Origin of the sequence: Caulobacter sp. NIBR1757, assembly GCF_027912495.1 — a bacterium.
Lineage (GTDB): Bacteria > Pseudomonadota > Alphaproteobacteria > Caulobacterales > Caulobacteraceae > Caulobacter.
The window spans coordinates 3,884,983-3,906,944 of sequence record NZ_CP115463.1 but is presented as its reverse complement, the minus strand read 5'-3'; the positions used below and the strand labels follow the sequence as shown (position 1 = coordinate 3,906,944).

The window sequence follows — 21,962 nt, the reverse complement described above, 5'->3', positions numbered from 1 at the left end:
GGTTCTGATAGCTCTATCGAGAAATGAGGGCTAAATACTGACCGGACTCAGCCCCAGCCTCGCCCCAGCCCCCCGCGCCGCCGCCAGGCCGCTGGCCAGGCTGGCCTGCAGCAGGTAGCCGCCGGTCGGGGCCTCCCAGTCGAGCATTTCGCCGGCCGCGAACACCCCGGGCAGGCGGCGCAGCATCAGGGATTCGTCCAGTTCGGACAGGCGCACGCCCCCGGCGCTGGAGATGGCCCGCTCTAGCCCCTGCATGCCGGTCAGGGTGATCCGCGCGCCCTTGATCAGGGCGGCCTGGCTGCGCGGCGAGATCGGGATCGGTCCGCCGGTCGCCTCGCGCATCAGGCCGATGGCGGCGGGCGACAGATGGGCGGCCTTGCGCAGGTGGTTGGACTGGCTCTGGCGGCCCTGCGGGGTGACCAGCCGGGCGGTCAGCTGCCCCAGCGTCTGGTCGGGGTGCAGGTCGAGGATGAGCTCCGCCTTGCCGTCCCGGGCGATGGCGTCCCGCAGCCCCGCCGACAGAGCGTAGATGGCCCCGCCTTCCAGGCCGTAGTCGGCGATCAGCGCCTCGCCGCGCACGGTCACGCCGGCATGGGTCAGGGCGATGGCCTTCAGCGGCTGGCCGGCGAAGCGTTGCTTGAAGATATCGCTCCAGGCGACGTTGAACCCGACGTTGGCCGGCTGGAAGGGCGCGATCTCGACGCCGCGGGCGCTAAGCAGGCCGGTCCAGGCGCCATCGGAGCCGAGCCTTGGCCAGCTGGCGCCGCCGAGCGCCAGGATGGTCGCGTCGGCGGTCTCGCTGACCGGACCGTCCGGCGTCTCGAAGGTCAGGGCGCCGGCGGCGTCCCAGCCGGTCCAGCGGCTGCGCAGGGCCAGGGTGACGCCCATCTCGCCAAGCCGGCCCAGCCAGGCGCGCAGCAGGGGCGAGGCCTTCATGGCCTTGGGAAACACCCGGCCGCTGGAGCCAACGAAGGTCGCCTGGCCCAGGCCCTCGGCCCAGGCGATGAGGTCCGCAGGGGTAAAGCCGTCGAGCAGCGGGCCGGCCCAGTCGGTCGCCTGGCCATAGCGGCCGAGGAAGGTCTCCAGCGGTTCGGAATGGGTCAGGTTGAGGCCGCCGCGCCCGGCCATCAGCAGCTTGCGGCCGGCCGATGGCATGGCGTCGTGCAGGCGCACGCGGGCGCCGGCTTTGCTGAGCGTCTCGGCGGCGATCAGGCCGGCGGGACCGGCGCCGATGATGGTGACTGTTGGGGACATGCCGGGCTTGTAGCAGGTTCGCGGCTCCGTGAACGAACGTGATGGACCAGTGGACGACGAGGCGCGTTTCCCGTTCGGGAGGATTTTATCCGGCGCGATGAAACCAAGTGGAATCTCGCGCGCTATTTCCCCGTGCAATAAGACACGGAGGGAACACCCAATGCGTATCATCATCGCCGCCGCCGCCGCTCTCGGCGCCCTGTCCCTGGCCGCTTGCGGCAGCCCCGCCGAGAAGGCCGCCGACAAGCAGGCCGACGCCGTCGAGACCCAGGGCGAACAGACCGCCGACGCCATGAAGGAACAGGGCGACGTCGCCAAGGACGCCGCCGTGGCCCAGGGCGAAGCCACCGAAGACGCCATGGACAAGAAGGCTGACGCCACCGAGAAGGCCGCCGAGCAAAAGGCCGACGCCATCGAGGAATCCGCCAAGCAATAGTCTGGCCGCTATCCCCTGACAGACAGCGCCCTCCGGCTCCGGCCGGGGGGCGTTTTGCTTTGGGGACGCGGCCGGGACTGGTATCACCGCTGTCATGACCCAGCCGCCCAACACCGCCCAGATCGACTACTGGAACGACACGCCCGGCCTGACCTGGGCCAGCCTGCAGACCCTGCTCGACCGCCAGATCGCCCCGCTCGGCGAAGCGGCGATGGCGGCGCTGGACCCTCGCGCGGGAGAGCGCATCCTCGATATCGGCTGTGGCTGCGGCGACACCACGCTCGCCCTGGCCCTCGCCGTCGGGCCCGAAGGCCGGGTGCTTGGGGCCGATATCTCACGCCCCATGCTCGACGTCGCCCGCCAGCGGATCGCCGCCTCCGAACTGTCCCAGGCCTCGGTCATCGAGGCCGACGCGCAGGCTGAAGACTTCGGGGCCGGCCAGTGGGACGCCCTCTATTCCCGCTTCGGGGTGATGTTCTTCGCCGATCCACCGGCCGCCTTTGCCAACCTGGCGGCGGCGCTAAAGCCCGGCGGCCGGCTGGCCTTCGTCTGCTGGCGGCCGCTGAAGGAAAATCCCTGGATGACGGCGCCGCTCGCCGCCGCCCTCAAGCATGTGCCGCCCGCCGAGCCGACCGACCCGCTGGCGCCGGGGCCCTTCGCTTTCTCCGATCCGGAAAGGGTGCGCTCCATCCTGGCCGGGGCGGGCTTTGGCGACGTCACCCTGACGCCGCACGATCAACCGATCGGCGGCAACGCCCTGGAAGACGCCCTCATCGTCGCCCGCAAGGTCGGGCCGGCGGCGCGGCTGATCGCCGACCATCCCGACAAGCGGGAAGCCGTCCTGGCCTCGCTTCGCGAGACGCTGGCAGCCCACGACGGGCCGGACGGCGTCTGGTTCGACTCGGCGACCTGGATCGTCACCGCGAAGCGGGTCTAAAACTGCAGTAAATTCAACGCCGTCATGAATATGTCTAGACATATTCATCGGTATTTCATCGCTCTTCTGCGCGCCCGGCGAGAGACTTGTCGCTGCGTAGGCCCAGGCATGGCGCCGCCTGCCTACATTCCCCTCGCCGGCGCCTACGCCCCGCCTACGCCGCTGCCTACAATCCCCGCGCCCCGATCCACGCCAAAGCCAACAGGCCATGGCGTTTCCGCCGCTCCCGGCCGGCGCCCGGCTTTTTTCGTAGGCCGGTGATCGGGGTATAATGGCCTGCCGCTTCGATAGCGGGGCCTAGCGCCCGCCCTGCCCGTCGTCGACCCGGATGCAGGTCCCGGTCACCGCGTCGGAGGCCGGGCTGCACAGGTAGAGCAGGGTGGAGTCCAGCTGGGCCGGGTTGCCGATGCGCTTGCGGGGGAAGTGCTGGCTGATGTCGCCCATGCGCGACAGCATGCCGTCCATCATCTCGCTCTCGAAGGCGCCGGGGGCGATGGCGTTGACGTTGATGTGGAACTTCGACCACTCGACGGCCAGGGTCTCGGTGATCCGCACCATGGCCGCCTTGCTGACCGAATAGAGGGCCGCGCCGCCGCCGGTGTAGCTGTAGGCGGCCGAGGAGGCGATGTTGATGATGCGGCCGGGCGCGTTCGCCGCCATCCGCCGGCGGGCGAATTCGCAGGCCAGGATCCAGGGGCCGCGAACATTGGTGTCGAGCACCGCGTCGATCAGCTCGACGCTCATCTTGTGGGCCCGCTGGGCATCGGGGATGCCGGCGTTGTTGATCAGGATGTCGACGGGGCCGAGCGCCTCTTCCGCCTGGCCGACGACAGCGAGAAGTTGGTCGGCGTCGGTGACGTCGAGCGCCAGGGCGACGGCGCGGCCGCCGGCGTCGTTGATCTCTTTCGCCAGCGCTTCCAGCCGGTCCACCCGGCGGGCGGTCAGGGCGACGGCGCAGCCCTGCGCGGCCAGCACCTGGGCGAAGCGCTTGCCGAGGCCGGAGCTAGCGCCGGTGACCAGGGCGACATGGCCGGTGAGGTCGATGGAAGCGTTGGGGAGCGGGTAGGTCATGGGTGTTCCTCGCGTCTTTTGCGGGGAGTATCGGGGACTGACGGTGGGGCAGGGAAGACGGCTATCGCTTAAACACCCTGTCATCCTCCGGCGCCCGCAGGGCGACCGGGGGACCCAACTGTCCGCGTGAAGGCGGCCGGGAGTCTATCCAGAGCCGCCTTAGGTCCCCCGATCCGCTGCGCGGTCGGAGGATGACAGTTGAAGAGAAGCGGCGAACGGAAGCTTGCTAGCTCGCCGACCAACCCCCGCCCATCGCCTGGTACAGCTGCACCGTCGCGGCCAGGCGGTCGGCGCGGGCGGCGCTCAGGGCCAGCTCGGCGGTGAACAGGCTGCGTTGGGCGTCGAGTTCCTCGAGGTAGGAGGCGTAGCCGGCCTGGTAGCGGTTGCGGGCGATGCGGCGGGTTTCGGCGGCGGCGTCGCGCTGGGCCTGGACGGCCGTCTCGACCTCGCGCAGGCGCTGGACGGCGGCCATGGCGTCCTCGACTTCGCGGAAGGCGGTGAGGACCGACTTGCGGTAGGCGAAGGCGGCCTGGTCGCGGCGGCTGCCGGCGGCGTCGGCCTGGGCGGAGAGACGGCCGCCGTTGAACAGCGGGGCCAGGATGCTGCCGCCGAGGCTCCAGACGTTGGTGGCCCCGTCCAGCCCCTCGACGAACAGGGCGCCGAGGCTGGCGGTGAGGCGGACCTGCGGCAGCAGCTGGGCGCGGGCGCTGGCGTAGGACGCCTTGCTGGCGACCAGGGCGTTTTCGGCCTGGGCGATGTCGGGGCGGCGGCGCAGCAGGTCGGAGGGCAGGCCGTCGGGCGTCGGCGGCTGGGTCAGGGCGAAGAGATCCTTGCCGCGCGGGATGGCGGCCGGGGTCTGGCCGAGCAGCAGGCTCAGCGCGTTTTCCTGGCGGCTGATGGCCAGTTTCAGGGTCGGGACCTGCTGGGCGGCGGCCTGGTATTCGGCTTCGGCCTGCTTCAGTTCGAGATTGGAGGTGTAGCCGGCGTCGGCGCGGGATTTGGCCAGGCGCAGGGCCTCGGTGCGGGCGGCCAGCGTCTCATTGGCGGTGGCCAGACGGGCGTCCAGGCCACGCAGGACGATGTAGCCGTTGGCGGTGGCGGCGGCGACGCTCAGGTGCGCGGCGTCGCGGGCGTTCTGGCTGGCCTGCAGGCTGGCGCGGGCGGCCTTGTCCTGGTCGCGCAGCCGGCCCCAGAGATCGACCTCGTAGGCGAAGGTCAGTTGCGGCTGGGCGGTATAGGCGGTGGTCGGCTGGCCTAAGGCGTTCAAGGTTCGGGCGTCCTGGGCGCCGGCCCCAGCGTCGAGGGTGGGCAGCAGGGCGGCGCGGGCGACGCGGGTCTGGGCGCGGGCCTCGTCGACGCGGGCGGCGGCGATGGCGACGTCGGTGTTGTTTGAGACAGCGGTCTCGACCAGCCGGGTCAGCACGGGATCGCCAAAGCCGGTCCACCAGGCCTTGTCGATGGCCACGCCCGGGCCGGGGTCGGTGCGCCAGGCGGTGGGGGCGGTGACAGTAGCGGCCGGCGGCGTCGGCGTCGCCGTGGTGGCGCAGGCCTGCAGGGCGATGGCGCTGGTCAGCAGCAGGGGGAGGAAGCGGCGCATCACAGGCCCCCCGTGCTGGTATCGACCCGGGCCTCGACGCTCATACCGACCCGCAGGCGCTCGGCCGCCTTTTGGCCGGGATCGAGCTTGATACGGACCGGTATCCTCTGGGCGACCTTGACGAAGTTGCCGGTGGCGTTGTCGGGCTTCAGCACGCTGAACTCCGAGCCGCTGGCCGGGGAGATGCGTTCGACGACGCCGGTCAGCCGGGCCCCGCCCAGCGCATCGACGCGCAGGACGGCGCGCTCGCCGGGGGCCATCTTCGCGGTCTGCCGCTCCTTGAAATTGGCGGTCACCCAGAGCTGGCGCGGCACCACGGCGGTCAGCTGGGTGCCGGCGGCGACATACTGGCCCTTGCGGACACTGACCTCGCCCAGCTGCCCGTCCTGCGGCGCGACGATGACGGTGTTGGAAAGATCGATCTGGGCCAGGCGCACCTGGGCCTCGGCGTTGGCGACGGCGGCGGCCAGCGAGCCGCGGCCGACAACGGTGGACAGCACGTCCTGACGCGCCGCCTCGCCGCCCGCCTTGGCCTGCTGCACGGCGGCCTGGGCCTGTTGCAGGGCGGCGCGGGTCTGGTCGCGTTCGCGCAAGGAGACCGAGCCGTCGGCGACGAGTTCGTCGACCCGGCGCATGTCGGCCTGGGCGCGGGCCAGCTGGGCCTGAGCCGAAGCCAGCACCGCCTGCTGGCCGCCGACCCCGGCCTGTTTGGCGCGGGTGGCCTGGGCGCTGTTGGCGAGATTGGCGCGGGCGGCGGCGAGGCCGGCCTCGGCCTGCTCAAGCCGTTGACGGTAGATGCGGTCGTCGATGCGGACGAGGACGTCGCCCTTCTTCACCATCTGGAAGTCCTGCACGGCGACCTCGGCGACATAGCCGCTGAGCTGCGGCGCCAGGATGGTCACCTGGCCGCGCACATAGGCGTTGTCGGTCGTCTGCATGTCACTGGTGAAGGGCGGCAGCTTCCAGGCGTAGAGGATGGCGATCAGCCCGGCCAGTATGACCAGGGCGCCGATGATCAGGCTGCGGCGGCTGAAGGGGGGCTTCCAGCCGCTGGGCGGGATTTCTTCTTCAGAGGTAGGCGCGGGCGCGCCCGGTTGGGTGGTGTCGGTCATCGTCATCTCACAAGTTGCCCGAGGCGGGGTTCGCCCGCTGCAGGGCCAGGGCTTCCCGGCGGGTCCGCAGGCGGGCGCGCAGGTACAGGAAGCCGATCCAGAGGAAGGTCAGGGCGGCGATCACGGCGATCGCCAGGAAGACGTCGTTGTAGGCGAGGATGTTGGCCTCGCGGGTGGCCTGCTGGCTGAGCAGGGCGCCGCCCTCGGCCTGGCGCAGGGCGGCGTCGGGCTGGGTGCGGGCATAGGCGCCGCCCAGCTGTTGCAGGCGCTGGGCGACCAGCGGGTCGGCCGGGTTGAGGCTCTCGACCAGCTGGCTGGAATGGAACTTCTCGCGGGCCACCTGCAGCGTGCCGATCAGGGCCGAGCCCATCAGCCCGCCCAGGGTCTGGGCGCCGCTGAACACGGCCACGAAGCTGATGATGTAGCTGGGCCCCTGGGCCATGGCGCGGGCGATGCCGAACAGCAGGGCGGGGGCCAGAAACAGGGAGGCGGCGAAGGCGAGAATGGCCTGGCTGAGGTAGAGGTTTTCGGGCCGGGTCAGGTTGGTGGCGTCGCTGTCCATGAAGGCGCCGACCGCCATCAGAGCAAGCGAGACCAGAAGCGGCGGGCCGAGATTGGCCGGGTTCATGGTCAGGGCGCTGACCACGCTGCCGGCGATGGTGGCGATCAGGACGATGGCGAAGAGGCCGCGCAGCTGGTCGCTGCCGACCCCCTCGACGGTCATCAGGCCGACGGCGCCGACCGTCTGTTCCGACAGGATGATGCGGACGAGGATGGAGACCAGGGCCAGGCGCAGGATGTCGGCGCTGCCCATCCAGCGGGTCTGCAGCAGCGGGTTCTTGCGATTGTGCTCGATGACGAGGGCGCTGACGATCAGGATGACGGCGCCGCAGAGGGCCCAGCCGATCCAGCTGGCCTCCGTCCACCAGACGACGCGGCCGAGGCCAAGGACGGCGCAGAGCAGGGCCATGCCGCCGGCGAACAGGCCGAAGCTGACCAGGTCGAGGCTCTCGAAGGCCTTGAACTTCTCCGACGGCGGCAGCTTGAGGATGGTGACGGCGCCGAGCGACAGCAGGGCCAGGCCCAGCTCGAAGATGTGCAGGCCGCGCCATTCGGAGACCTGGATGAGGTCGCTGGAAAACAAGCGGGCCATGGGAATGGCCAGGGTGGTCAGGCCCATGCCGATGATGATGGCCTTGATGCGGTGGGCGGCCGGGAAGGCCTGCAGCATGTAGAGGATGCCCATGCTGGTCAGACAGGAGCCGACGAAGCCGCTGGCGGCGCGGACCAGCAGGGTCGAGCCGTAGGACTGGGCGAACAGGTCGCCGATCATCAAGAGGACATAGACGGAGAGACCGAGCTCGGCGAACAGCCGCAGGCCGAACTGCTGGCGCACCTTGAACAGCAGGATGCTGGCGCAGACGCTGGTCATGGTGAAGACGATGGGGATCCAGGCCGCCTCGACCGGCGACAGGCCCAGCGCCCCCTGGAAGGTGGCGAGATTGACGCTGACCAGGGCGTTGCCGAGGCCGCCGGTCAGTCCAACCAGCAGGCCGATGAGGCCATAGGCGATCCGTAGCCGAGGGTGGTGATCCGGGGTCGGGGCCGAGCCGGGGATGGTGGGCTGCTCGTGCGGCGCCCAGCGGATGGGGACAGCGGGGGCCTTAGCCATGGGCGCGGCCCCCGGCGGTGAGGCCCCCGGACAGCCGGGCGTCCACCTGTTCCTGAATGAAAGCCATGTCCTCGACCAGATCGACAGTTTCACCGGGCTGGTCGGCAAGGTCGGACGCCCGGGCTTCCCGCACTTCGAAAGCCTCATCCAGCACGGCTGCGATAAGGCCGCTTCGGTGCGGAAGGTTCCGATCCAATGTCGAGCTTCCGACATTCGAACGATGGGGGCGGGGGGTAGCCATGGCGGATAACTGGACGCTAGCGTCCATTTTTACAAGTGGACGGTCGCGTCCATTTTTCAGATTCTTCCGTCCGTGCTCCTTTCACCTGTCGTCCCGGCTCTCCGCGCTGCGCGCTCCGGCCGGGATGACGGGCAAGGAGGGCCGGGCTTGCCGAGGTCCGCGGCGCGGGCGACAGTCGCCCGCCGGTCAGACGACAGCCCACGATGGCCAAGCGGACAGGCAGGGAGAAACGCGATGGACGCCAGCAACACCGTGGGCGGGGGCGTGCGCGCCTCGGCCGGCGATTACGGCCTGCTCGTCATGCTGATGCTGATGAACGTGCTGAACTTCGTCGATCGCCAGCTGCTGTCGAGCTTCGCCAACTTCATCGTCCCGGACCTGGGCCTCAGCAACACCCAGTTCGGCCTGCTGACCGGCCTGGTGTTCCTGGTGTTCTACGCCTTCGCCGGGCTGTTCATGGGGGCGCTGGCCGACCTGGTGAACCGGCCGCGGCTGATCGCTATCGCCATGTTCGGCTGGAGCCTGCTGACCGCCGCCTCGGGCCTGGCCAGGGGGTTCGTCAGCCTGGCCATTCCGCGGATGTTCATCGGCGTCGGCGAGTCGGCCCTGACGCCGACGGCCATGTCGCTGCTGGCCGACCGCTTCCCGCCCGAGAAGCGCGGCTTCGCCTCGGGCTTCTACTACATGGGCGTGCCGATCGGGGTGGGGGTCAGCCTGCTGGTCGCCGGCTACCTGGGTCCGGCCATCGGCTGGCGCAACTGCTTCTACCTGCTGGGGGCGGTCGGGGTGGCCTTCTCCGGGGTCATCCTCCTGGTCCGGGAGACCCGGCCATCGCGCAAGGCGGCCGCCGCCTTGCCGGACGCGTTGCCGGCCCCGTCAGTGGGCGAGCTGGTGCGCATCTTCTGGGGGGCGGTGAAGTCGTCCCGGGCGCTGCAGCTGGTCATCCTCGGCGGGGTCTGCGTCCACTTCATCCTCGGCGCCGCCGGCTTCGACCAGCTGTGGCTGGTCAAGGAGCGCGGCTTCGACAAGGCCTGGATCGCCCAGGTCAGCGGCCTGATCGCCGTGGTGGCGGGGGTGGCCGGCAACCTGTTCGGCGGCGTGATCAGCGACCTGTTCGCCCGCAAGACCGGCCAGAGCCCGGCCATGTTCATGGTCATCGTGCTGAGCGTGCTGCTGCCGGTGAACCTGACCTATCGGCTGTTGCCGCCGGAAAACCCGCTGTTCTGGGTCTGCGTGGTAGTGGCCTATTTCCAGCTCGGCGTCTTCTACGGCCCGACCTTCTCGGCGGTGCAGGCCCTCTGCCCGCCGCAGGTGCGCGGCGCGGTGGTGGCCTTCTACCTGCTCAGCCTCAATGTCGTGGGCCTGGGCATCGGCATCACCGGGGCCGGGGTCCTGGTCGATGTCCTGATCAAGGCCGGCGTCGCCCAACCCTTCAGCTGGACCCTGTTCACCTTCACCGCCCTCTCGGGGCTGGCTATCCCCTGTTACTTCTTCGCGGCCAGGGCGGCGAGGAAGGCCGGCCTTTCCGGGGCGTCCGCCAGCCTCTAGAGAAGGCGGATGAGCAGGAGCTGGACCTACGGGGGCGATGAGCCCGTGCGCGTCAACAAATGGCTGGCGCAGTCGGGCGTCTGCTCGCGCCGCGAGGCCGAGGGGCTGATCGCCGGGGGGCTGGTGACCATCGACGGGGCGCTGGTCGAGGACGTCGGCCGCAAGATCCTGCCGGGTCAGACCCTGACGCTCGACGAGGCTGGCCAGGAGGCGCTCGACACCAAGCTGACGGTGCTGATCCACAAGCCGGTCGGCATCGTCTCGGCCCAGCCCGAAGGGGACCAGGTTCCGGCCGTGCGGCTGCTGCGGCGTTCCAACCTGTTCGTCGAGGCGGAGGTCTATCCCAACTCCGACCACAGGCTGGCGCCGCTCGGCCGGCTCGACATGGACAGCCGGGGCCTGCTGATCCTGTCGGAGGACGGGGTGCTGGCCAAGGCGGTGATCGGGCCCGATAGCGAGCTGGACAAGGAATATTTCGTCCAGGTCGAGGGCGACATCACGCCGGAGAAGATCGACCTGTTGCGGCACGGGCTGGAGCTGGACGGCCGGGAGTTGCGCCCGGCGACGGTCGAGGAGGTGATGCCCGGCCGCCTGCGCTTCGTGCTGGTCGAGGGCCGCAACCGCCAGATCCGCCGGATGTGCGAGCTGGTCGAACTGGAGGTCGTCGACCTGATCCGCACCCGCGTGGGACCGATCGAACTGGCCGACCTGCCCGGAGGCATGTGGCGGCCGATGACGGCGGCGGAGCGGGCGGCGCTGCTGGAGGCGTCAAAGCCGCGAGCTTCCTGACATTCCCCTCCACCGATCATACCGACGAAAGTCGGGACCCAGTGCCCACCGGCAGTACAGGAGCGGGCGCTGATCAGAGCTGAACCCTTCGGCGGATTGCCAACTGGGTCCCGACTTTCGTCGGGATGATCGGAATTTGGGGGAACGGGCAATTTGACCCAGCGTCACGCCGCGCTGTTCAAACGGCCGTTTCACCCGTATTATCGGCGATAACATAAGACATGGGGAGATAGTCGTGGCGCAGGAAATCGAGCACTTCGACGTGGTCATCGTGGGGGCCGGCCTGTCCGGGGTCGGGGCCGCCAAGCATCTGCAGGACCGCTCGCCGGACCGCACCTACGTCGTGCTCGAGGGTCGCGCCGCCAAGGGCGGCACCTGGGACCTGTTCCGCTACCCCGGCATCCGCTCCGACAGCGACATGTACACCCTCGGCTACGTCTTCAAGCCGTGGAAGGCCGCCAAGGCCATCGCCGACGGCCCCTCCATCCTGGCCTATGTCAACGAGACCGCCGCCGAGAACGGCATCGATCCGCACATCCGCTATGGCCACATGGTCAAGCGCGCCGACTGGGACACCGAAACCGCCGCCTGGACGGTGACCGCCGAGGTGGCCGGCGAGCCCGTCGAGTTCACCTGCAACTTCCTTTTCATGTGCTCGGGCTACTACTCCTACAAGTCGGGCTACAAGCCGGAGTTCGCCGGCGCCGCCGACTTCAAGGGCCGCATCGTCCACCCGCAGGAATGGCCCGCCGACCTCGACCATTCGGGCAAGAAGGTGGTGGTCATCGGCAGCGGCGCCACCGCCGTCACCCTGGTGCCGGAGATGGCCAGGACCGCCGCCCACGTCACCATGCTGCAGCGCTCGCCGACCTATGTGGTCAGCCGACCGGCCGAGGATCCGGCCGCCGAATGGCTGAAGAAGAAGTTCTCGCCGATGACCGCCTACCGCATCACGCGGTGGAAGAATGTGCTGCTCGGCATGCTGTTCTTCCGCATGGCCCGCAAGAGCCCGGACAAGGTCAAGGCCAACATCCTGGGCATGGTGCGCGAGAAGCTGGGGCCCGACTATGACGTCGATACCCACTTCACCCCCAGCTACAATCCCTGGGATCAGCGCCTGTGCCTGGTGCCCGACGACGACCTGTTCAACGCCATCAAGACCGGCGCGGCCAGCGTCGTCACCGACCACATCGAGCGCTTCACCCCGGCCGGCATCCTGTTGAAGTCGGGGGCCGAGATCGAGGCCGACATCATCGTCACGGCCACGGGGCTGAACCTGGAAGTGCTGGGCGGGGCCGAGTTCGCTGTCGACGGCAAGCCGGTGATCTTCAGCGAGACGCTGAGCTACAAGGGCATGATGTACAGCGGCGTGCCGAACCTGGCCTCGTCGTTCGGCTACACCAACGCCAGCTGGACGCTGAAGGCGGACCTGACCTGCGCCTACGTCTGCCGGCTGTTGAACCACATGACGAAGACGGGCCTTGCCCAATGCACGCCGGTCCGCAAGCCGGGCGATGAGGGCGACCAGGACTGGCTCGACTTCTCCTCGGGCTATGTCCAGCGGTCGGTGCACCTGTTCCCCAAGCAGGGGGCCAGGGCGCCGTGGAAGCAGCACCAGAACTACGCCCTGGACCTGATGACCCTGAAGTTTGGCAAGGTAGACGACGGGGCGATGGTGTTCTCGAACCCGGTGGCGAAGGTGACCGCGCGGCCGGCGGGGAAGACGCTGGCGGCCTGAAGGTTTCGCCTCTGGGCGCCCTTCTCCCCTTGTGGGAGAAGGTGGCGCGAAGCGCCGGATGAGGGGTCGATAGGATTTTCAGCTGCGATGAGGCGGTTGCGACAGGCTGTGTCGAAAACCGGAGCGCCCCCTCATCCGACCCCTTCGGGGCCACCTTCTCCCGCGAGGGGAGAAGGAAATCTAACGGCTACCCTTTGGACTTCGGCAGCACCCGCATCCCCAAGAGGGTGATCCCGATCAGCACCGCTTCCACGACCATCGGCGGGACCACAGCTGGGCCGCCACCCGTCAGGATGAGGTTCAGCGTCCGCCCGCTCAGCGCCAGGGCCAGGATCAGCAGCACCGGCCACAGCCAGCGGCCCTCGCGGCGCACGGCGGCCATCAGAGTCAGCCCGCCGGCGGCGGCGAAGAAGGCGGCCATGTCGGCGCGGATGGTGCCGAGGCCGGCGACGCCCTGTGGCGACAGGAAGAACTGGGCGGCGGCCTCGGCCGGGGCCAGCCAGAAGCGGCTGGCGATCAGCAGGGCCAGGGTCCCGACGACGCCGAGCAGCAGCCGGGTCCCGATCCGGCCCCAGGTCTCGCCGGCCCGGCGCATGACCAGGGCGAAACCGGCCAGCACCAGGACAATAAGGACCAGGCCGCCGATGACGACGGGCTGGTAGGTCCGCACGATGCTTTTGGCGATGTTCCGCGCGACCTGTTTGTCGGCGGTGTAGCCGGCCGGCACTTCGGCGACGCCGACCCGTTTGGCATAGGCCGCGTAGTCGGCCTTCAGCGCGGCCAGCTCGGCGGGCCGGGCGACGGCCAGGTCGTTGGTCTCGCCCGGATCGCGGGTGATGTCGTACAGCCGCCAGGCCGGGTCGGCCAGCGGGCCGGCCCCCTTGATAGCCTTCAGGTCGCCCTTCCACAGGGCGGCCTCGCCGGCCGCCTCCATGGCCACCGGGGTGGCGGCGTCATAGGGGCTGGCCGCCGCGCCGGTCAGGACGGGTCGCAGGCTGCGGCCGTCGAGCGGATGGGCGGGCGCGACGCCGGCCAGGTCGAGCAGGGTGGGGGTGATGTCGGTGATCACCGAGAAGCCGCGCGTCACGGCGCCGGACTTGATCCCGGGCCCCGACAGGATCAGCGGCACCCGCGTGCCGCCTTCCGTGGCGTAGAACTTGAACAGGGCAAACGGCGCCGCCGAGGCGCTGGCCCAACCGGGACCAACCGCGCTCCAGGTCCCCTTGCCGCCGGGTTCGGGCCTGTAGCCGACGGCCTTCAGCCAGGTGCGGAATCCGGCGTCGGCCACGGGATCGGCGCCTTCCGGGCCGTTGTCCGACAGGACGACAAAGACGGTGTCGTCATAGCGGCCGGTGGTCTTCAGGTGAGCGACCAGACGACCGAGGTTGGCGTCCATGGCCTCCAGCATGCCGGCGTTGACGGCCATGCGCCGGGCCCAGGCCTGCTGGTCCTTCTTCGACAGCTTGTTCCAGTCGGCGACATTGGCCGGCATCGGCCCCATCGGGGTCTCGGCGTCGATCAGCCCGGTGCGCACGGCGCCGGCCTTGCGGGCCTTGCGGAGGGCGGCCCAGCCGTCCGTGTATTTGCCTTCGTACCTGGCCATGTACTCGGCCGGCGCCTGCACGGGCATGTGGATGGCCAGGAAGGGCAGGTAGGCGAAGAAGGGCTTGCCGTCCTTCGGGGCGCTCTCGATGTAGCCGATCATCCGGTCGACCAGCAGCCGCGAGGAGTAGAAATCCTTGGGCAGGGTGGTGGGCTTGTCGTCCTCGTACCATTCCTTGCCGGTGTAGATCGGGAAGTAGGGGCGCTGCTCGAAGTTGTCGCCGCCGGTGGCTTCCAGGGCCAGGGAGCGGTCAAAGCCGCGCGCCCCCGGCAGGGCGTCCGGCGTATGGCCCAGGTGCCACTTGCCGGCCATGTAGGTGCGATAGCCGGCGGCCTTCAGCTGGCTGGCGACGGTGACCACGTCCTTGCTGAGCTTGCCTTGGTAGGCGGGATTGCCCCGGTGCTCGGGCGGGGTGCTTTCGGGCAGGTTGGCGACCCCGGCGGTGTGGCTGTCGACGCCGGTCAGCAGCATGGCCCGCGACGGGGCGCACATCGGCGAGGCGTGGAAGTTGGCGAACCGCGTGCCCGAGGCGGCCAGGGCGTCGATGGTCGGGGTGGCGATCTCCGAGCCATAGGCGCCAAGGTCGGTATAGCCGGCGTCGTCGATCAGGATGAGGACGATGTTGGGCTGCTTCACCGGGACCGGCGCGGCGGTGCTGGGCCCGAAGGCGAGCAGGGTGGTCAGGCCAAGGAGCGCCAGCACGGCCTTCGCCGTCCGCTTGAACTGAACCATGGGTTTCCCTCGCCTTGTATTGGCACTTATCATGCCAATATATCATACAGCTGTCGAGACCCCAGGGTAACCGGGAAGTTGACGGGAGCGTCACTCTTGGCGGCGCGCCCGCGGCGGCGCACAGTGACACTGGACCGACCCTTCGAAGAGGTCGGCGGGAGAAACGACACCGATGGCCGACGACGCGCCCCTGCCCAACCTGTTGCAGCTGACGCCGATGGACCCGGTCTACCGGGCCGATCCGCATGTGGTGCTCGACGACCTGCGGACCCGCTGCCCGGTGCACCGCGACGAGATGTCGGGAAACTTCATCCTCAGCCGCTATGCCGACGTGCGCGCGGTGGTCTCCGACCTCGACATGCTGCGCGACCCGATCAACGCCGAGGAGGGCGCCGTCCTGCAGCGGCGGTCCCTGGACCAGGTCGATCCCAGCCTGCCGCGCAGCCATGTCTCCAGCATCCTGACCCTCGACGATCCCGATCACGCTCGCATCCGCCGGCCCCTGGCCCAGGCGCTCTACGCCCGGGTCGCCAAATTCAAGCCGGAGGTCGAGCGGATCATCAGCGAAACGCTCGACAGCCTGGAGGGCGAGAAGAGTTTCGACCTGATGGACCGGTTCTGCGTGCCGATCCCCATCGACGTCATCGCTTCCATCCTGGGCGTCGACCGCGAGCGGCTGGTCGAGTTCCGCGCCTGGTCGGAGGGCCTGATCCAGGGGCTGAACCCGTTCCGCAACGCCGCCCAGACGGCGGCGATGGAAAGCGCCTCGGAGCACCTGAACGCCTATTTCCTGGAGGCCATGGCCGACCGCCGGGCCGCGCCGCGCGACGACCTGATCAGCGACATGGTGCGGCTGCAGGCCGAGGCGGGCCTCGCCGACACCGAACTGCGCATCAACCTGACGGCCCTGCTGGTCGGCGGCAACCTGACAACCACCGACCTGATCGGCAACGCCGTGCGGCTGCTGCTGCTCAACCCGTCCGAGCTCGCCAAGCTGAAGGCCGATCCGAAGATCATCAATGCGGTGGTCGAGGAGGTGCTGCGCTTCGAGCCGCCGGTCGACATCACCGGCCGCATCGCCCACCAGGACATGGAGATCGCCGGCTGCCCGGTAAAATCCCGCCAGGCGCTGACCATGTCCCTGCGCGGAGCCAACCGCGACCCGGAGGCCTACGACGACCCCCACGCCTTCAACGTCAGCCGCAAGCACAAGCCGCACGTGGCCTTCGGCGGCGGCGCGCACATCTGCATCGGCGCGCCGCTGGCCAGGCTGGAGGCGCAGGTGGCGCTGGTGCGGCTGTTCGAACGGTTCCCGGACCTGAAGCTGGTCGAGGGCGAGCCTGAATGGCGGACGTTGCCGTTCTTTAGAGGATTAGAGCGGATCGACGTCGCCGTCTGAATCCTTCTCCCGCTTGTCGGGAGAAGGTGGCCGCGAAGCGGTCGGATGAGGGCAGCACCGGATTTTGATGGGCTGGCCGCCAACCTTCCACGGCTGGCGCTGCCCTCACCCGACCCCCTTCGGGGGCCACCCTCTCCCGACGAGCGGGAGAGGGGATGCTTACCGCGACATCCAGGGCTTGGACTTCGAGCTGCTGTGCGCCGCCGCCGCCTGCTCGCGCTGGAACTTGCCGCCGCGCGGCGGTTTCGGCTTGGCGTCGATGGCCGCCTTCTTCAGGCGCATGGCCTTCTGGATCGGCGTCTCGTCCGGCGGGATGGCGGGGGGATCGTCTTGCGGCGTGGTCATGCAGCCTCCTTACCCGCAAACCCCCGCCCTGGCGATCAGTTCACCCGCCGCGCGCGGCCGGCCCAGTAGGGCTCCCGCAGGTCCTTGCGCAGGATCTTGCCCGAGGCGTTGCGGGGCAGGGCGTCGATGAAGTCGATGCTCTTGGGGGCCTTGAAGGCGGCGATGCGGCCGCGGGCGAAGGCGATGATCTCGTCGGGCGTGGCGGTCATCCCGGGCTTGAGGGCGACGACGGCTTTCACCGCCTCGCCCCATTTGTCGTCGGGGATGCCGATGACCGCCACCTCGGCGACGGCCGGGTGGCCGTAGACGGCGCTCTCGACCTCGGCCGGGTAGATGTTCTCGGCCCCGGAGATGATCATGTCCTTCACCCGGTCGTGGATGAAGAGGTAGCCGTCCTCGTCCAGGTAGCCGGCGTCGCCCGTGCGCAGCCAGCCGTCGGCGTCGATCGTCGAGGCGGTGGCTTCCGGCAGCTTCCAGTAGCCGGGCATGTTGGCCACCGAATGGATGGCGACCTCGCCGACCGTGCCGGTGGGAACGGAATTGCCCGCCTCATCGATGACCTTGAGCTTCACGCCCGGCATCGGCAGGCCGGCGGCCCGCATGCGCGGGCTGCCTTCAGGCGTGTGATCCTCGGGCGGCAGGTAGACGATGGTGCCGCAGGTTTCGGTCATGCCGTACTGCTGGCAGAAGCCGCAGCCGAACACCTCCATGCACTCGCGCAGCAGGTCCAGCGGGATCGGGCTGGCGCCATAGAGGATGTACTTCATCCGGCTGTAGTCGACCTCGCGGGCGCGGGGCTGGCGCACGACGATCTGCAGGGCGGCCGGGACCATGAACATCTTGGAGATGCCATCGCCCTCGATGAAGTCCAGCACCTTGAAGGGGTCGAACTCGCGGGCGACCACACCCTTGGCCCCGTTGTAGAGGCCGACGATGCCCCAGCCGGTGCCGCCGATGTGGGCGACCGGCATGGCGACCAGGCTGACGTCGTCCGGGCCCCACTCGTTCCACGGCATCTTGGCCTCGGCGGCGGCGCGGCGGCCGCTCAGCAGGTTCGAATGGGTCAGCATGGCGCCCTTGGGCTTGCCCGTGGTGCCGCTGGTGTAGAGCTGGACGGCGACGTCGGTGGCCGGGTCGATGGCGACCGCCGGATCGGCGTCGGAAGCAGCGTCGCGCCAGGCTTCGTACAACGGCCGGCCGTCGGCGCCGTCGGCTTCCATGGCGATGACCGTGGGGCGGAAGCTGAGATGGCTGGCGACGGCCTCGCTCTGGCCGATGACTTCCGGGCCGACGAAGACCAGCGGGGCCTCGCTATCCTCGATGATGTAGGCGACTTCCGGCGGCGCCAGGCGCCAGCCGATGGGGGTCATCACCGCCCCCATCTTGGCGGCGCCGATCAGCAGTTCGAAGTAGTGGTCGCTGTTCTTGCCGACATAGGCGATGCGCTGGCCGCGGGTGACGCCGGCCGCGATGAGGGCGTTGGCGACGCGGTTGGTCAGGGCGTCGAACTGGCCGAAGGTCGTGGTGCGGCCCTCGAAGGTCAGGGCCGTCTCGGCGCCGCGCTCGCGGGCCTGATAGCGGGCGATGTCGCCCAGGGTCGGCATCTGGTCGAAGTCTACGGCGGTCATCGGAATACCTTCAAAGTCCGAGCACCAGCCGCGCCATCAGGTCGCGCTGGATCTGGTTGGAGCCGCCGTAGATCGAGGCGGCGCGGTTGTTGAGGTAGCGGGGCATGGCGACCAGGCTGTGGGCCGGGCCGACCGGCTCGGTGTTGGCGCCCGGGACCCGCGACTCCGGCTGGTAGACGGCCGCGTAGTGGTTGGCGATGTCTATGGCCAGCTCGTCGACAGACTGCATCGTTTCGGTGCTCTGCACCTTGAGCATGGAGGAGGCGGGGCCGGGGTTCTCGCCGGCCGACAGGGCGGTCATCACCCGGTGCTCGGTCATCTCCACGGCCTCGACGGCGATCTCGGTGGCGGCCAGGCGGGCCCGGAAGTGGGGGTCGCTCAGCAGCGGCTCGCCGTCGTCCCCCGCTTCGTTGGCTGCCATGGCGCGCAGGCGGGCCAGCGAGACCTTCAGGCCGGGGGCGGAACTGCCGCCACGCTCGAACTCCAGCAGGTATTTGGCCACCGTCCAGCCCTGGTTCTCTTCGCCCAGACGGCCGGACTTGGGGACGCGGACATTGTCGAAGAAGACCTGGTTGACCTCATGCTCGCCGGCCAGGGTGATGATCGGCGCGACCTCGATGCCGGGCGTGTCCATCTCCAGCAGCAGGAAGGTGATCCCCTGCTGCGGCTTGCCGTCGAACTTCGTCCGCACCAGGCAGAACATGCGGTTGGCGAAGTGGGCGTGGGTGGTCCAGATCTTCGAGCCGTTGAGGACGTAGTGATCGCCGTCGTCATCGGCCCGCATCTGCAGGCTGGCGAGGTCCGAGCCGCTGCCCGGCTCGCTGTAGCCCTGGCACCAGTAGTCTTCGCCGGCCAGGATGCGCGGCAGGTAGAAGGCTTTCTGCTCCGGCGTGCCGTACCGCATGATGCAGGGCCCGACCATCTTCAGCCCCATGGGCGACAGGCCTGGCGCCCCGGCCCGGGCGCACTCGGCCGAGAAGATGTAGCGCTGCATGTCGTCCCAGCCGGCGCCGCCGTATTCCACCGGCCAGGCGGGGGCGACCCAGCCCTTGGCGTGCAGGATGCGCTGCCAGGCGATGGACCATTCCTTGTCGGTGAAGACGCTGGTGGTCAGCGAGCCGGCTTGGCGCAGCAAGGGCGAGAGATTTTCGTCGAGGAAGGCCCGCACCTCGTCACGGAAAGCGAGGTCGCGGGCGCTCAGGTTCAGGTCCATCGGGTCGGGCCTCTCTTGATGAAGGCGTTGAGGCCGGATGAACCTGCCGTTTCATTGAGCGTAGCACGCTCTCGAACCCCATGTGCAAGGCGCACCGCTGGTCAGGGGCGCGCGCCATGGCGTAAGGGCTGCGGTGTCGAAGGTCGTCGGCCGGGGCCGGACGGGCAAGCTAGTGGAAGTGATAGGGCCCGTGGGCGAGAGTGAAGGCAGCGACGCGATCCTGGCCCTGGCGGAGGCGGTCGCCGCCGTGGGCGCGCAAATGGGCCTGCCGCATATCGCCGCCACTGCCGACATCGGCAGCCCCGAACCGATGCGCGGGGCCGATGGCCGGCCCTTCGCCGGCTCGCTGTTCACCTGGGTCGATCCGGACCTGCGCTACTGGGAGGATCGCGGCTTCGCCCTGCGCTCGGCCTTCGTCCACGCCGCCCGCGCCATCGCTGAGCCCTTCTGGTTCGACGGCAAAAGGATGGCGACCTGGCGGGCCAGCGCGGCGCTGGAGGCCCTCAACCGCGACAGTCCGATCGAGAGTTTCGGCGTGGCCGGCGCCATCACCGCCCCGGCCTACCTGCCGGGCGGGGTGATCGGGGCGGTAGTCTGGGCGACCTCGGACGCACGCATAGATGTCGGGGCGGTGTTCGCCGCCCGGGCGGCCGAGCTGCACGCCCTGTCGCTGCGGTTCATGGCCTCTTACGCCGAGGCGCAGGGGGCGCTGGCCCCGCCGGTGCGGCTGACCCGGCGCGAGATCCAGTGCCTGAAGTGGGCGGCGGCCGGCAAGACCGACGCCGAGGTCGGCGAGATCGTCGCCATCAGCCTGCCGACCGTGCGCTTCCACATCACCAACGCCACGCGCAAGCTGGGCGTGGTCAGCCGCTCGCAGGCCGTCCACCGGGCGGCGACGCTGGGCTACATCGGTTCGGCCGCGCGCTAGACGAATTGCGTGGCCGTGCCGGCCACCATGTACCAGGTGACGACCAGGCCGCAGATCAGGGCCCCCGGCAGGGCGCTGCCCGTGCGCCGCCAGGCGAAGGTCGAGATGATGGCGACCGCGGCCAGTAGCGGCACGAACTGGAGGGCGATGACGGTGCTCAGCGGATCGAAGTCGGTCGGCAGTCGGCCGGTGGCGAAGAACAGGCCGTAGTCGATGACCAGGAACAGCAGGAAGCCGCCCGCCATGGCGACAATGGCGGTCAGGTAGCTGCCCGTGAGGCGGCGATGCAGGGCGTCCAGGCTGACCCAGAAGAAGGCGGTCAACGGCAAGAGGTAGATCAGGGCGATCATCGCCTGGTGCGGGCTGAGCAGCTTGAGGGCGACGACCCAGAAGCGGAAGTCGACGAGGAACAGCCGGTCGATGAGCACCAGCGACAGGTAGCCGATGGCGCTGACGGCGATAGCGATGAGCACCGCCGGGACCAGAATGTTGCGTCGGGGAGCGGTGTCGGGCCGCTTGCCGAACAGGCCCATGATGACGGTGATGGCGAGGTTGATCAGCGCCCACAGGACGACCTGAGTGGTGACGGTCTGCGGCAAGGCGGCGCTCGGCTTGACCAGCAGGGTGACGGCGATGAAGGCCGGGAAGAAGGTCAGCACCGGGATCAGGGCGGTCAGGGCCAGCCGGAGCTTGCCGCCGGCGGGGATGGTCGCTGGCGCCCCGCGCAGGCTGGCGAATAGCGGCAGGTTCAGCAGGACCGCGAAAGTCCCCAGCAGCAGGACGACGAAGCCGATCAGCGCGATGCCCGTTCCGGCTTCCTTCCACATCCAGATCTGGTCGCCGACCGGGCGTGGCGTTCCGCCGGTCAGGGTCTGGGCGAACCAGTCGAGGCTGTCGCCGACTGCCTCGGTGGAGATGTGGTCGCCGGGGTGGGTGGTGGTCGGCTGGTAGAGGCGCCGTCCCGTTCCGGCGGCGAGGTCGCCGTAGAGACGGCCGGTCTGCAGGGTCTCGGCGGCGCCGAACAGCGCCCTGGCCTTGGCGCTGGTCCCGACCTCGGCGGCGCGGGGAACGTCCCACATCAGTTTGGCGAACTCGTCGTACCTGCTGAACACCAAGGCGGTGTTGCGCGGCCAGGCCGGCGTGCCCTCGGCGGCGAACGGAGCGCCGGTGGCCGAGCCCTCCAGCACCAGGGCCTTGTAAGCGTCCGGCATGGCGGCGGCCGCCGCCAGCACCGTCCAGCCGCCCATGCTGTGGCCTTCGAGGCCGATGTTGGCTTTGTCCACCATGGGCAGGGAGCGCAGGTATTTCAGGCCGTCGGGACCGCCGAAGCCGTTCGAGAAGGCAGGGCCGCCGCTGTAGCCGTGGCCGGTCTGATCCAGCGCCAGCACGACGTAGCCGCGCCGGGCGTATTCGATGGCGAAGGCGCTCTGGGTCTCGCGACTGTTGATGTAGCCGTGCACCGCCAGGATGCCCGGCGCCGGGGTGGCGGTGGTGGCGCCTCGCGGGGTGTAGAGCAGGCCGCTCATGGTCACGCCGCCGGTTCCGGCGAAGCGGATGTCGGTGACCTTGATTCCGCCGTTGGTCTGGATGGCGCTGGCCAGCCACGAGCCCCCGAGGATCAGCAGCCAGCCGATCACGAACAGCAGCCAACCCTTGCGCATCGTCGTCGCCCCGCCCCTTGCCGCCGTGCCCGGCGGTCTGTTGGCGGGAAGTGTCGCC

General features: G+C 69.5%; 18 protein-coding genes. 7 read left to right on the top strand and 11 right to left on the bottom strand.

The window, feature by feature from the left end; genetic code table 11:
• Positions 1 to 30 precede the first annotated feature (30 nt).
• The gene (locus O5I81_RS18800) at positions 31 to 1,254 is read right to left on the bottom strand and encodes a TIGR03862 family flavoprotein (protein ID WP_271066394.1); all 1,224 of its coding nucleotides are present in this window, start codon (positions 1,252 to 1,254) and stop codon (positions 31 to 33) included.
• Positions 1,255 to 1,414: 160 nt separating this feature from the next.
• Here O5I81_RS18800 and O5I81_RS18795 point away from each other — a divergent pair, with 160 nt between their 5' ends.
• Positions 1,415 to 1,690 carry a hypothetical protein gene (locus O5I81_RS18795; protein WP_271066393.1) on the top strand — a complete coding sequence of 92 codons (276 nt, stop codon included), beginning with the start codon at positions 1,415 to 1,417 and terminating at the stop codon, positions 1,688 to 1,690.
• Between the two features lie 94 nt (positions 1,691 to 1,784).
• Entirely contained in the window at positions 1,785 to 2,627 is an 843-nt protein-coding gene (locus tag O5I81_RS18790; RefSeq protein WP_271066392.1) for a methyltransferase domain-containing protein, read from the top strand.
• Positions 2,628 to 2,924: 297 nt separating this feature from the next.
• On the opposite strand, the gene O5I81_RS18785 is transcribed toward O5I81_RS18790, so the two are convergent.
• From O5I81_RS18785 to O5I81_RS18765, 5 genes are all read right to left on the bottom strand, one after another.
• Positions 2,925 to 3,698, bottom strand: a complete 774-nt coding sequence (locus tag O5I81_RS18785; RefSeq protein ID WP_271066391.1) for an SDR family NAD(P)-dependent oxidoreductase — start codon at positions 3,696 to 3,698, stop codon at positions 2,925 to 2,927.
• 226 nt (positions 3,699 to 3,924) lie between these two features.
• On the bottom strand, positions 3,925 to 5,295 hold the full coding sequence (locus O5I81_RS18780) for an efflux transporter outer membrane subunit (RefSeq protein WP_271066390.1): 1,371 nt from the start codon (positions 5,293 to 5,295) through the stop codon (positions 3,925 to 3,927).
• Entirely contained in the window at positions 5,295 to 6,407 is a 1,113-nt protein-coding gene (locus O5I81_RS18775; RefSeq protein ID WP_271066389.1) for an HlyD family secretion protein, read from the bottom strand. The genes O5I81_RS18780 and O5I81_RS18775 overlap by 1 nt, the downstream gene beginning before the upstream one ends.
• Positions 6,408 to 6,414: 7 nt before the next feature.
• Positions 6,415 to 8,079, bottom strand: a complete 1,665-nt coding sequence (locus O5I81_RS18770; protein WP_271066388.1) for an MFS transporter — start codon at positions 8,077 to 8,079, stop codon at positions 6,415 to 6,417.
• Positions 8,072 to 8,275: a hypothetical protein gene (locus O5I81_RS18765; protein WP_271066387.1), complete on the bottom strand. Its 204-nt coding sequence runs from the start codon at positions 8,273 to 8,275 to the stop codon at positions 8,072 to 8,074. Before O5I81_RS18765 ends, O5I81_RS18770 begins: the two co-directional genes overlap by 8 nt.
• A 279-nt stretch (positions 8,276 to 8,554) precedes the next feature.
• On the opposite strand from O5I81_RS18765, the gene O5I81_RS18760 reads away from it, so the two are divergent.
• From O5I81_RS18760 to O5I81_RS18750, 3 genes are all read left to right on the top strand, one after another.
• Positions 8,555 to 9,868: an MFS transporter gene (locus O5I81_RS18760; protein ID WP_271066386.1), complete on the top strand. Its 1,314-nt coding sequence runs from the start codon at positions 8,555 to 8,557 to the stop codon at positions 9,866 to 9,868.
• 9 nt (positions 9,869 to 9,877) lie between these two features.
• Complete coding sequence (locus tag O5I81_RS18755) at positions 9,878 to 10,657, top strand: pseudouridine synthase (RefSeq protein ID WP_271066385.1); 780 nt, start codon at positions 9,878 to 9,880, stop codon at positions 10,655 to 10,657.
• A 235-nt stretch (positions 10,658 to 10,892) separates the two neighbouring features.
• Positions 10,893 to 12,395, top strand: a complete 1,503-nt coding sequence (locus O5I81_RS18750; RefSeq protein ID WP_271066384.1) for an NAD(P)/FAD-dependent oxidoreductase — start codon at positions 10,893 to 10,895, stop codon at positions 12,393 to 12,395.
• Between the two features lie 187 nt (positions 12,396 to 12,582).
• On the opposite strand, the gene O5I81_RS18745 is transcribed toward O5I81_RS18750, so the two are convergent.
• Positions 12,583 to 14,730 carry an arylsulfatase gene (locus tag O5I81_RS18745; RefSeq protein ID WP_271066383.1) on the bottom strand — a complete coding sequence of 716 codons (2,148 nt, stop codon included), beginning with the start codon at positions 14,728 to 14,730 and terminating at the stop codon, positions 12,583 to 12,585.
• A gap of 172 nt (positions 14,731 to 14,902) precedes the next feature.
• Between O5I81_RS18745 and O5I81_RS18740 the strand changes: the two genes are divergently transcribed.
• Positions 14,903 to 16,129: a cytochrome P450 gene (locus O5I81_RS18740; RefSeq protein ID WP_271066382.1), complete on the top strand. Its 1,227-nt coding sequence runs from the start codon at positions 14,903 to 14,905 to the stop codon at positions 16,127 to 16,129.
• 159 nt (positions 16,130 to 16,288) lie between these two features.
• Here the strand turns inward: O5I81_RS18740 and O5I81_RS18735 are convergent, their stop codons facing one another.
• Genes O5I81_RS18735 through O5I81_RS18725 form a run of 3 tightly spaced genes read right to left on the bottom strand, consistent with a single transcriptional unit; the run spans position 16,289 to position 19,315 of the window.
• Positions 16,289 to 16,474, bottom strand: coding sequence for a hypothetical protein (locus tag O5I81_RS18735; protein ID WP_271066381.1), 186 nt, complete (start codon positions 16,472 to 16,474; stop codon positions 16,289 to 16,291).
• 35 nt (positions 16,475 to 16,509) lie between these two features.
• Entirely contained in the window at positions 16,510 to 18,102 is a 1,593-nt protein-coding gene (locus O5I81_RS18730) for a fatty acid--CoA ligase (protein WP_271066380.1), read from the bottom strand.
• Between the two features lie 10 nt (positions 18,103 to 18,112).
• On the bottom strand, positions 18,113 to 19,315 hold the full coding sequence (locus O5I81_RS18725) for an acyl-CoA dehydrogenase family protein (RefSeq protein WP_271066379.1): 1,203 nt from the start codon (positions 19,313 to 19,315) through the stop codon (positions 18,113 to 18,115).
• Positions 19,316 to 19,505: 190 nt separating this feature from the next.
• Between O5I81_RS18725 and O5I81_RS18720 the strand changes: the two genes are divergently transcribed.
• Positions 19,506 to 20,243: a LuxR C-terminal-related transcriptional regulator gene (locus O5I81_RS18720; RefSeq protein ID WP_271066378.1), complete on the top strand. Its 738-nt coding sequence runs from the start codon at positions 19,506 to 19,508 to the stop codon at positions 20,241 to 20,243.
• Here the strand turns inward: O5I81_RS18720 and O5I81_RS18715 are convergent.
• Entirely contained in the window at positions 20,240 to 21,904 is a 1,665-nt protein-coding gene (locus O5I81_RS18715) for an alpha/beta fold hydrolase (RefSeq protein WP_271066377.1), read from the bottom strand. The genes O5I81_RS18720 and O5I81_RS18715 overlap by 4 nt on opposite strands.
• Positions 21,905 to 21,962: the final 58 nt, after the last annotated feature.

Excerpts from the sequence above, each read along its gene's own strand:
- O5I81_RS18800 (WP_271066394.1), bottom strand. The coding sequence starts at position 1,254 with ATGTCCCCAACAGTCACCATCATCGGCGCCGGTCCCGCCGGCCTGATC.
- O5I81_RS18795 (WP_271066393.1), top strand. The coding sequence starts at position 1,415 with ATGCGTATCATCATCGCCGCCGCCGCCGCTCTCGGCGCCCTGTCCCTG.
- O5I81_RS18790 (WP_271066392.1), top strand. The coding sequence starts at position 1,785 with ATGACCCAGCCGCCCAACACCGCCCAGATCGACTACTGGAACGACACG.
- O5I81_RS18785 (WP_271066391.1), bottom strand. The coding sequence starts at position 3,698 with ATGACCTACCCGCTCCCCAACGCTTCCATCGACCTCACCGGCCATGTC.
- O5I81_RS18780 (WP_271066390.1), bottom strand. The coding sequence starts at position 5,295 with ATGCGCCGCTTCCTCCCCCTGCTGCTGACCAGCGCCATCGCCCTGCAG.
- O5I81_RS18775 (WP_271066389.1), bottom strand. The coding sequence starts at position 6,407 with ATGACCGACACCACCCAACCGGGCGCGCCCGCGCCTACCTCTGAAGAA.
- O5I81_RS18770 (WP_271066388.1), bottom strand. The coding sequence starts at position 8,079 with ATGGCTAAGGCCCCCGCTGTCCCCATCCGCTGGGCGCCGCACGAGCAG.
- O5I81_RS18760 (WP_271066386.1), top strand. The coding sequence starts at position 8,555 with ATGGACGCCAGCAACACCGTGGGCGGGGGCGTGCGCGCCTCGGCCGGC.
- O5I81_RS18755 (WP_271066385.1), top strand. The coding sequence starts at position 9,878 with ATGAGCAGGAGCTGGACCTACGGGGGCGATGAGCCCGTGCGCGTCAAC.
- O5I81_RS18745 (WP_271066383.1), bottom strand. The coding sequence starts at position 14,730 with ATGGTTCAGTTCAAGCGGACGGCGAAGGCCGTGCTGGCGCTCCTTGGC.
- O5I81_RS18740 (WP_271066382.1), top strand. The coding sequence starts at position 14,903 with ATGGCCGACGACGCGCCCCTGCCCAACCTGTTGCAGCTGACGCCGATG.
- O5I81_RS18735 (WP_271066381.1), bottom strand. The coding sequence starts at position 16,474 with ATGACCACGCCGCAAGACGATCCCCCCGCCATCCCGCCGGACGAGACG.
- O5I81_RS18730 (WP_271066380.1), bottom strand. The coding sequence starts at position 18,102 with ATGACCGCCGTAGACTTCGACCAGATGCCGACCCTGGGCGACATCGCC.
- O5I81_RS18725 (WP_271066379.1), bottom strand. The coding sequence starts at position 19,315 with ATGGACCTGAACCTGAGCGCCCGCGACCTCGCTTTCCGTGACGAGGTG.
- O5I81_RS18715 (WP_271066377.1), bottom strand. The coding sequence starts at position 21,904 with ATGCGCAAGGGTTGGCTGCTGTTCGTGATCGGCTGGCTGCTGATCCTC.